The 8,979-nt window shown below is 49.5% G+C and carries 11 protein-coding genes and 1 tRNA gene; 2 read left to right on the top strand and 10 right to left on the bottom strand.

Features of this window, described 5'->3' with window-relative positions:
- Positions 1–245: 245 nt before the first annotated feature.
- From ACP5KC_RS03935 to ACP5KC_RS03905, 7 genes are all read right to left on the bottom strand, one after another.
- Entirely contained in the window at positions 246–701 is a 456-nt protein-coding gene (locus ACP5KC_RS03935) for an Hsp20/alpha crystallin family protein (RefSeq protein WP_052884540.1), read from the bottom strand.
- A gap of 140 nt (positions 702–841) precedes the next feature.
- Positions 842–1,129, bottom strand: coding sequence for a stress response translation initiation inhibitor YciH (yciH, locus tag ACP5KC_RS03930; RefSeq protein WP_052884541.1), 288 nt, complete (start codon positions 1,127–1,129; stop codon positions 842–844).
- 151 nt (positions 1,130–1,280) lie between these two features.
- Positions 1,281–1,439: a DNA-directed RNA polymerase subunit P gene (locus tag ACP5KC_RS03925; RefSeq protein WP_191118505.1), complete on the bottom strand. Its 159-nt coding sequence runs from the start codon at positions 1,437–1,439 to the stop codon at positions 1,281–1,283.
- Between the two features lie 52 nt (positions 1,440–1,491).
- Entirely contained in the window at positions 1,492–2,379 is an 888-nt protein-coding gene (porB, locus tag ACP5KC_RS03920; RefSeq protein WP_052884542.1) for a pyruvate synthase subunit PorB, read from the bottom strand.
- A 1-nt stretch (position 2,380) separates the two neighbouring features.
- A complete protein-coding gene (locus ACP5KC_RS03915) occupies positions 2,381–3,532 on the bottom strand; it encodes a transketolase C-terminal domain-containing protein (RefSeq protein WP_428286860.1) in 1,152 nt (383 codons plus the stop codon).
- Positions 3,529–3,783 (bottom strand): 4Fe-4S binding protein, encoded by a 255-nt coding sequence (locus ACP5KC_RS03910; protein WP_052884544.1) that lies wholly within the window; start codon positions 3,781–3,783, stop codon positions 3,529–3,531. Before ACP5KC_RS03910 ends, ACP5KC_RS03915 begins: the two co-directional genes overlap by 4 nt.
- A complete protein-coding gene (locus ACP5KC_RS03905) occupies positions 3,767–4,318 on the bottom strand; it encodes a 2-oxoacid:acceptor oxidoreductase family protein (protein WP_052884545.1) in 552 nt (183 codons plus the stop codon). Before ACP5KC_RS03905 ends, ACP5KC_RS03910 begins: the two co-directional genes overlap by 17 nt.
- Positions 4,319–4,367: 49 nt before the next feature.
- Between ACP5KC_RS03905 and ACP5KC_RS03900 the strand changes: the two genes are divergently transcribed.
- Positions 4,368–5,714, top strand: coding sequence for an acetyl ornithine aminotransferase family protein (locus ACP5KC_RS03900; protein WP_428286859.1), 1,347 nt, complete (start codon positions 4,368–4,370; stop codon positions 5,712–5,714).
- An 86-nt stretch (positions 5,715–5,800) separates the two neighbouring features.
- Here ACP5KC_RS03900 and ACP5KC_RS03895 read toward each other — a convergent pair whose 3' ends face one another.
- Positions 5,801–7,195, bottom strand: coding sequence for a hypothetical protein (locus tag ACP5KC_RS03895; protein WP_428286858.1), 1,395 nt, complete (start codon positions 7,193–7,195; stop codon positions 5,801–5,803).
- 67 nt (positions 7,196–7,262) lie between these two features.
- Positions 7,263–7,362 (bottom strand) — tRNA-Ile (locus tag ACP5KC_RS03890).
- A 139-nt stretch (positions 7,363–7,501) separates the two neighbouring features.
- Here ACP5KC_RS03890 and ACP5KC_RS03885 point away from each other — a divergent pair.
- Positions 7,502–8,083, top strand: coding sequence for a CBS domain-containing protein (locus ACP5KC_RS03885; protein ID WP_219731629.1), 582 nt, complete (start codon positions 7,502–7,504; stop codon positions 8,081–8,083).
- A gap of 121 nt (positions 8,084–8,204) precedes the next feature.
- Here ACP5KC_RS03885 and ACP5KC_RS03880 read toward each other — a convergent pair whose 3' ends face one another.
- The gene (locus ACP5KC_RS03880; RefSeq protein ID WP_273433706.1) at positions 8,205–8,597 is read right to left on the bottom strand and encodes a hypothetical protein; all 393 of its coding nucleotides are present in this window, start codon (positions 8,595–8,597) and stop codon (positions 8,205–8,207) included.
- Positions 8,598–8,979: the final 382 nt, after the last annotated feature.

The raw sequence follows: 8,979 nt of genomic DNA, 5'->3' as shown, positions 1-8,979 counted from the left end.
GAAAGCTTCGATGCGTGTGCAAGACTTGGGGCCTAGAGATAAACGCTGACATCAATGCATGCTTGAACATAACCAGAAGAGTGGGATACAACTCGCTCAAACCAACGTGAATCGGGACCTACATCCCACACAGCGGAGTCGTATCACCCGTCAAGAAAAAAGCAAAATACAGCCACCAGGAGCCAGAGAATAACCTCAAGAGAGTGTTGACCCGGGAGCCGGTCCCAGTGCCGCAGGACGGGTGGCTATTCCAGCTTGACTTCTACTTCGCGCTCCGCTCCGCTCTTAGGCAGTATAACTACTAGGACTCCGTCTTCCAGCCTTGCTCGTGCCTGTTCAGGCCTTACCTTTACGGGTAGGATTATCTTCTTGTATATTTGCTTGTATAGCCTTTGCCTTTGGACATACTTCCTTTCGCCTTCTTCCTTTACTCTTTCCTCGGCTTTCTCAGCTATCACCTCAAGGGAGTCTTCAGTTACCCTTATCCGTATCTCATTCCTCTTGAAGCCTGGCACGTCCAAGTAGACTGCAATGCTCTCACCTCTGTCCTCTATATCGTAGAGGGGGTCATACACTCGAAGCTTTTCTGGGTACAGTGAAGAATATTTCGCCCAGATATTTCGAAGTGTCTCGTTGAGCTCTTTCTGAACCTTAGCCATAGCCTCGGCTAGCTCCTCGGCAATACGTGTGGGATCACTCACAGTTTATAGATTTGTTGAACATGTATAAATAGATTAGTTGAATTACCGCGACCATTTTTAGTTATATAGGTCATTGGAAAACAATTAAGTTGAGAATGTGTAAGAGCAGTGAAAAAGAAAAATAGAATGTTCAAAAGAAACTACTCGACTAAAATGTTGCTTTCAGGGAAGCCGTGAGCTATCAGGTACTCTTTAACTTTGTCTCTGTGATCGCCTTGTAGCTCCACGTGGTCGTCCTTTATGGTGCCGCCGCATGCAAGCTTTGATTTTAGCTCTGATACCATTTTCCTCAACTCTGGATCCTTTGTGTCAAGCCCTGTTATAATGGTCACATCTCTGTGACCCTTCCTTTTCTCAACCCTTATCTTTATTACTTGTTGCTCCTTGAAGACGCCCTTTAATATATTATCAAGTATCTCGGCGCTCATTTCGACCCTGTTTGCACTAACTCCTTAGATTTTCACCCTTTTATTTTTTATGGTGGAAAACCAGCTTTTATTAAACGATCCTTCTTATAGTGTAATGTATCCACGCCGCCCTGTGCCACTAGGGCGGGCTCCCGGTTACCCCTCTTAGGGGTTATATCGCCTTGACGCGTTTAGGTATTGGAGGCCGCGTCTTCTCCACTATTCTAAACCCGCAGTAAGGGCATCTGAAGCCAGGCAGCATCAAGACTTCTTCACGTGTAAATTCTCTCCCACATTGTAGACACTTGTAGGGTTTCTCGCCAGAACTCATAGCTTTAGAGAAGGGAAAGACAAACCTATATAGTTTTCTACGCCGGTCTGCGTCACTGTTTTACTAGAGAGGCTATCTCTTCCCAGCGTTGATCGACGCTAGACTGTATTGCCTCTATATCCTCCTTACTTAGGTGTGAAAACCGACCCTGGAGCTTTAGATACTCTTCTACGGGCCGTCTATTCCTCTTCTCTATTAATCTTACACTTGGACCAGTGAGTCGAAAAACGCCGTTCTCCACCTCGTATAAAATCCAAATTCCGGTTTCTACAGCTAACCTCGCGATCTTCACTGTTAGAGCCGGGTCATACCTCCACCCAGGAGGGCATGGTGAGAAGGCGTGGATGTATTTAAGGCCATGCATATTGGACGCTTTCTTCAGCTTTGCCGCAATGTCGTTCGGGTAGGCTGGGTTGATGGTCGCGACATAAGGAATCCCGTGCGCCGCCATTATCGAGGGAACGTCTTTCTTGTGTCCAGGATTGCCCGTTGGGGTCGTGGTGGTCCATGCTTTATACGGGGTAGAACCCGACTTCTGAATCCCCGTATTCATGTATGCCTCGTTATCATAGCATATATAGATGATATTGTTTCCACGCTCTGCTGCACCGCTTAGAGCTTGAAGTCCTATGTCAACAGTCCCGCCGTCACCAGCCCAGACGACCACGTTGCCTTTTTTTCCGAGCTTCTCGAGAGCCTCAGACATCCCCGATGCCGCTGCAGCGCTGGCTGCAAAGGCGATGTGTAGAACAGGCACCTTGAAGGCGCTGCGCGGATGAGGCCCCGCTATCACTGAGGTACAACATGCAGGTATCACTAAGTATGTGTCGGGTCCTAGAGTCTTCAAGACATGTCGTAGCAAAAGGGTAGCTCCACAACCCGGACAGGCCGCGTGCCCCTTCAACAGGTACTCTTCGCGGGGAAAAACCTTATGCGCCATCCTATCTCACCCACCAGAAAGTTCTCTCTCCACCGGACGCCACCATCCTATATATCGATACTATGTCGCTGCTTTTAACGTCAACCCCGCCAACACCGAGCACTACATCAAAGACTTTCTGGTCACCGCTACTGAGATTAATAGCGGACGACACGTCAGCGCCCAGTGGACTGAAGGAGCCAAATACAGAGGATCTAGCTAAGACAATTACTCTCTTTGCCCCTTCAAGGGCCCTTGAGACCGCCTTGTAGGGGAAAGGCCTATAGAGCCAGAGCTTCATAACACCTGTCTTAACACCCTCGCTCCGTAGCTCCTCAACCGCTTTAAGAACCTCGCCGTAAATAGAACCTTGAACCACAAAGATTGTATCCGCGTCCTCACAATGTCTGCATTCAAAAAAGGAGTATTGTCGACCCGATACTATAGAAAAGTGTTTGAGTGCTGCCTCGATTACTCCGAGAGCCCGTTCAGTTGCCTTCCTCATCTCGTGTCTTATGCGTATATACTCCTCAGGATAAGCTAGGTTTCCGAGACTCGCAGGATCCTGAGCATCCAGCGGTGGCTTCCAGGAGCCCTTGGCGGGGAGGAATCCCTTTACCTTAGATTTTTCTACGAGTTCTACAGGCTCATATGTATGTGAAACCTCAAAGGCATCCCATCCCACCACGGTTGGCAGGAGCACACTCGTATCCTCTGCAACGCGATACGATAGAAGTGTAAAGTCGTATACCTCCTGGGCAGAGGAAGCCATGAGCATGTTCCATCCGCTGTCCCTGAGTGCATAGAAGTCTGTGTGCTCGCTCCATATGCTCCAAGGGGGACCCAACGCACGCATAACAACCCCCATAACAATCGGAAGCCTCGCGCCTGAAGCCCACCATATAACCTCGTACATATAAAAGAGCCCCTGTGAAGAAGTAGCGGTATACGTTCTGGCGCCGACGCCTGCCGCGCCTATAAGTGCTGCCATCGCGCTGTGCTCAGACTCAACACGCACGAATTTGGCGTTGAGCTCCCCACCGTCTATAAAGTCTGCAATCTTCTCTATCACGGGAGTCTGGGGCGTGATAGGATAAGCTGAAATCACATCGGGTTCAGCATCACGAACCGCGTAAGCCGCAGCATAGTTCCCAGTCAAGAGAAGCCTACTCATACCTCCCTCACCATGCTTATTGCCTTCATCGGACACTCAGCTGCACAGACCCCGCACCCCTTACAGTACTCATAGTCTATCTCGACCCCTTTATCGGTGATCTCGATTACCCCGTCAGGGCAGTAGAGCCAGCATATCCCGCAGAGAGTGCACTTTGACTGATCCACGACCGGCCTCTCGGTTCTCCAGGTTCCAGCAGGTACGGCACCCACGACGGGCTTGCTTAGAAGAATTTCAACACGATTTGACATGTTCCCATCCCCTCTTGACAGCCTCAATGTTCTTATCAACATGCGCCTTGATAAGTTGTTTCACCGCTTCCTCTAATTCCGTTTTACCAACGAGCCCGCTAGCCCTGGCTACCGCACCTAGCATTGGCATGTTTACTAGAGCAAACCCCGCAACCTTTAAACCCAGGTCTTCGGCTATCCCGACAGCGTCTAACATATAGGTCTTAAAGTCCCCGGGGATCTCGGGGCACTTGGTCCCGGATGCGATGATAGTGCCTCCCGGCTTAGCGATCTTTTCAAGCTTATAGGACATGAGCAGTGAAGGATCCATAACTGCGACTATATCACCTTGCTCTACTCGTGATCTAGAATAAATAGTACTGCTCGATATCTTATTGTATGCAAATACTGGCGCTCCACGTCTCTCAGCACCGAAGAAGGGTATCGCAAGCGCGTACAACCCCCTGTTGAGGGCGGCCTGGGCCAGCAGCATTGCAGCTGTTACAGCCCCTTGTCCTCCTCTCCCAAGCCATACTACATCAACTGATACATTCATTTCAAATCCATTACTAAATTAATGTGGAAGAGTTTATATTTTATTGTTTATGCTTAAATCTGTGTCAAAGCCTGAAATTAAAACCCCTCCTCCGGGACCAAAATCCAAGTCCATTATCGAGAAAGATCAAGAGCTGATAATGCAGAGCTTCGCACGCTGGTATCCGTTCGTCGCTAAAAGAGGTTATGGTGTCTGGCTTGAAGACCCCGACGGTAACAAATACCTTGACTTTAACTCGGGAATAGGCGTAAACAATACTGGACACGCTCACCCAAAGGTAATAGAGGCTATAAAGCGTCAGGCCGAGCTACTTCTCCACTACTCGCTTACCGACTTCTTATATGAGACGCCTGTGCAACTAGCAGAAAAACTAGTAAAGATCACACCGGGGACCTTCCCGAAAAAAGTCTTCTATACGAACAGCGGAGCCGAGTCAATCGAAGCTGCAATAAAGGTTGCTAGAGGACACTTCAAAGGATCCCGCCCCTACATCATTGCCTTCTCAGGCTCATTCCATGGCAGGACAATGGGGGCACTCTCACTGACCGCCAGCAAGCCAGTACAGAGAAAAGGCTTCAGCCCCCTCGTCCCAAACGTAGTACACGTTCCCTACCCCTACTGCTACAGGTGCCCCTTCAGGCAAAAATATCCCGACTGCAACATGTGGTGCGTAGACTTCATAGAGGAATGGGTTTTGAAGAAATACGTCCCGCCAGAGGAGGTTGCTGCTATAGCTTTCGAGCCGATAGCCGGTGAGGGGGGATACATAGTCCCACCCCCTGACTTCTTCAAGAGGCTTAAAAAACTCGCCGACAAGTACGGGATACTACTCATTGACGACGAGGTTCAGGCAGGCATCGGCCGCACAGGAAAATGGTTTGCGATAGAGCACTGGGGCGTAGAGCCAGACCTCATAGCCATCGCTAAAGGCATAGCATCTGGACTCCCACTAGGCGCCCTCGTAGGCAAACGGGAAATAATGGACCTCCCTCCAGGAACCCATGCCAGTACGTTCGGAGGAAACCCCGTGAGCTGTGCAGCAGCGATAGCCACACTGGAGGTAATCGAGCAGGAACGCCTCCTGGAAAATGCCCAGAGAGTCGGCGAGCACGCTATGAAGAGGCTAAACGAGATGAAAGAAGAAATCCCATCCATAGGCGACGTCAGAGGTAAAGGCTTGATGATAGGCGTTGAGCTCGTTAAGCCGGACGGCTCGCCGAACCCCGAGCTCCTTAAAAACACGCTAGACATCGCCTTCAAGTCAGGGCTACTCGTCATAGGGTCAGGTCTAAGCACGATTAGAATCGCCCCGCCACTCGTAATAACACGCGAGGAAATGGACGTGGGCCTAGAAATCCTGAAGGCCTCCCTGAAAAAAGCACTCGAGCAAACCTAGACCCATTAATACATATCAACAATTCTCGACAATCTAATGGTTGTAACTCCCCGAGCGATCGAGGACACCGTAAAAAATTCACCAGTTTAAGACTCGCCTACTGCTCTCAGTTCCGTCGTATCCGCCCGGAAGTATATCGTGTGCTCGCCAGAGCTAGCAGTATCCAAGATACCAAGAGAAGGTATATAGAGGTATGCGTTAGCGTTGATCGTCACCTTGAAGTATAAGAGGGACTGGGCCTCCATAGTCGTGAGGGCCGCCATATAATATTGCTGTCCTGATCCGTCATAACTCGTAAGCCCCCACTTCCACCACGCTCTACTAGGGACGTACCCGTCATAGAACGCGCTGTAGCTACTTGAAAGATATGACTCGTAGGTTACGTTGGGATTAACATTTTGGGTGTAAGTAATGGCTCCACCCCATGGGTATGAGATCGTCACGCTGATCTGCCCATCCCGCCCAGGTCCCCCTGGCTCCGCACGGTTTATCCTTTGACTGGGCCAGAGATAGGTTTGAGAGTCAAAAGTAACAGTATTCGGAAACCATGCTAGAGGGACCTTGACTGGAGGGCTATACCCGTTCAAGGTCAATTCCCGATGATAATATAACGTAAACATCCACTGGTATGTGTGCCATGTCGGGTCGTACGAGTTGCTGCCCCAGCCCGCGTCAATCTCAAAGCCGGTGTATCCCACTGTAGAGCCGGAAGACCTACCGGTGACATCGTAAGATTTGCTCGCATATTTTCCGATGTAGACCCAGGTAGGACTCACCTGTAAGAACGGGACACTCATACGCGTGACGGCGTTTTCCAGCGACTCCGGTCTCACCCCACGGGGAGACCCGCCTATATCCTCCATGATTGAAACGAGTGCCCTGGGAAGCATCTCCCTCGAGGACAGCTCGGCCGCAACATAGTCCACGACAAACTTGCCGCCCGGCGACCTCTTCGCGCCGAGAAAAATCACGCTGCAGCCACAACCAGGGACAAGATAGCCCTCCCTCTCGACCAACGGCAAGAACGCAAACGGGTCGCTAGGCCTCCCCTTCTCTCCGAGCCTCACAGGCTTAACAATGCGCGAGAAGAGGGTCGTCAAAGCGTCTTGCCGGGGCTCGGCTACAGCGAGAACCCTGGACGAGTTTAAAAGAGATAATATGAACCCCGGCTCCTCTGAAATTCTCGGCAGAGCATCCCAGCCGATGATCACCAAGTCATAGCCTCTCGCCTCCCACGCCCTCGATACTGAAAGGACTGCAAGCGTCTTAGGCTTCAACGCGACGCTAACATAACGGGCAAATTCCTGATCCTCGCTAATCACAGCCACCCTAGCATCCAACTGTACAGGCGACTGAGCTACAGCCTGCCCATACACCGGGGGCTCCTGGAGAATGCTCCGAGAGAAAACAACTACCAGTATTAATACCGCAAGAAAAGAGAAAACAACGGCGAGTTTTTTAAGTGAAAACACAAACACCATTTTCTATTCCATAATACAATACTATCCCGTGATATATATCGTCACCCCAAAAATCGTAACCCTAAAGTGGGCCGGCCGGGACTTGAACCCGGGACCCCCCGGTCTCCAAACAGGCCGATTGAGCCTGTTTATGAGCCGGGTGCTCTACCTGGCTGAGCTACCGGCCCTCCTTGCAAGAGTATCTTGAATCGGGCAAATATATTGCTTACGCCATTAAGGTTTTCTCATGGATGTGGGAGTGGAAGAAAACTCTTTGCTCCCTAAAGCGTAATGCATATCAGTCATTACTTTAATCATTTTTACGGTATGCCCATACCTACACCAGAGGAGCTTCGAATGTTAAGGATTAAAGCGGGCCTAACGCAGAGCGAGGTAGCAAGGCGGGCAGGAGTGAGTCAGAGCCTCATCGCTAGGATCGAGGCTGGTAAAGTTAACCCTCGTGTATCAACGTTGATACGGATTTATTCTGCCTTGAAGAGCTTCGTCGAGGACGAATTAACCGCGTGCGACGTCATGAGTTATCCGGTCGTCTTTGTTAAGCCTCAGACGAGCCTCGTAGAGGCGGCAAAGATAATGTGGGAAAAAGGGTTTAGTCAGCTCCCCGTCATGCGGGACGAGAATAGCGAAAACGTCGGGACCTTGTTTGACGATGACATATTGACGGCATTCATGCATGAGGGAGACAGGGCTCCTCAATTGACTGTAGCTGATGTTATGTCGGATCCCCTCCCTATAGTACCTTGCGGGACCAAAGTGAGAATTATTGCGCGTATGCTTGGGAAGGGCATACCGGCGGTTCTTGTAGAGCAAGAGATGCGTGTGGTCGGAATCATTACAAAGAGCGATATAGCTAAGCTCCTATTACCCGAGTACTCCCGGAAGACCTAACACAATGTAATTCAATCAAGGAAGGGGGCTGTACATTCTCATCGCAAAAGGCTTACGATTCCCTCTAAATACGTTCCCCTGATCCAGGTCCCGTAGCGAGCCACTACGGGGACCTTGCGACCTATACATCCCTAACCATCAAGCTCTTTATCCTGTAACGCGTGTTCGGTTTGGTCCCGCGCTTTACAAGCCTACCTTCAGATACTAAACGCGTAACGTATGTGGATACGGCTGTGATTTTAAGATCCGGGATCTGCCGCGAGGCGAGATTATACACGTCTTTAAGCGAAAACCAGGTCCCGTCGCCGAAGTTTTCAACGATGATGCGCCATATCTTATCCTTGATAGACTCCTCGCCAGGATCTGGGGACGCGATCAAGGATGTTTCTTTAAGGGACTTCAACGCGGAGACGAGCTGGAGTATCTTAGCTTCGTCTAGTTCGCCTCCTTCGATAGACAGAGTGACTTTTTCCCCTGAGGGCAGAGTGTCCTCGATTTTGATCTTAGGCGCCATTAATCCCTGTTACAGTATTTGTTATTGAGCTATATAACTTAAACCCTTACAATTATACGGTACAGGTAGAAGATGTATAAAAACAAAAACGCCTTTTTATCCTTTTTTCATTACTAACTCCAATATTTATTGTAAACAGAAATATTTCTGTGTTTATAATGTTACTACAGTGATTTAACCAACTCTTCCACTTGCTCCAGTGGAAATCAAGGGGTTATTTAAACCCCCGTTCAACACGCCACCATTAACGTTTATAACTGTATAATATCCTCTGAACTTGTATAACCTTCTCAGACCCCTTGATTTCTTGTGGAACATGTGGAATAAAGCTCAAGCTGTAAACATCTTTATACACAACTTGATTTTCACCTCATAAAAGCTA

The organism is Infirmifilum sp. (assembly GCF_049970975.1).
Classification (GTDB): Archaea; Thermoproteota; Thermoprotei; order Thermofilales; family Thermofilaceae; genus Thermofilum; species Thermofilum uzonense.
Note: the sequence above shows the minus strand (reverse complement) of the source record. Positions and strands in the feature narration are given on the sequence as shown.

Bases quoted from the DNA above. Each gene is read 5' to 3' on its own strand.
- ACP5KC_RS03895 (WP_428286858.1), bottom strand. From the start codon at position 7,195: ATGGTGTTTGTGTTTTCACTTAAAAAACTCGCCGTTGTTTTCTCTTTT.
- ACP5KC_RS03910 (WP_052884544.1), bottom strand. From the start codon at position 3,783: ATGTCAAATCGTGTTGAAATTCTTCTAAGCAAGCCCGTCGTGGGTGCC.
- ACP5KC_RS03915 (WP_428286860.1), bottom strand. From the start codon at position 3,532: ATGAGTAGGCTTCTCTTGACTGGGAACTATGCTGCGGCTTACGCGGTT.
- yciH (WP_052884541.1), bottom strand. From the start codon at position 1,129: ATGAGCGCCGAGATACTTGATAATATATTAAAGGGCGTCTTCAAGGAG.
- ACP5KC_RS03900 (WP_428286859.1), top strand. From the start codon at position 4,368: ATGCTTAAATCTGTGTCAAAGCCTGAAATTAAAACCCCTCCTCCGGGA.
- ACP5KC_RS03880 (WP_273433706.1), bottom strand. From the start codon at position 8,597: ATGGCGCCTAAGATCAAAATCGAGGACACTCTGCCCTCAGGGGAAAAA.
- porB (WP_052884542.1), bottom strand. From the start codon at position 2,379: ATGGCGCATAAGGTTTTTCCCCGCGAAGAGTACCTGTTGAAGGGGCAC.
- ACP5KC_RS03905 (WP_052884545.1), bottom strand. From the start codon at position 4,318: ATGAATGTATCAGTTGATGTAGTATGGCTTGGGAGAGGAGGACAAGGG.
- ACP5KC_RS03925 (WP_191118505.1), bottom strand. From the start codon at position 1,439: ATGAGTTCTGGCGAGAAACCCTACAAGTGTCTACAATGTGGGAGAGAA.
- ACP5KC_RS03885 (WP_219731629.1), top strand. From the start codon at position 7,502: ATGCCCATACCTACACCAGAGGAGCTTCGAATGTTAAGGATTAAAGCG.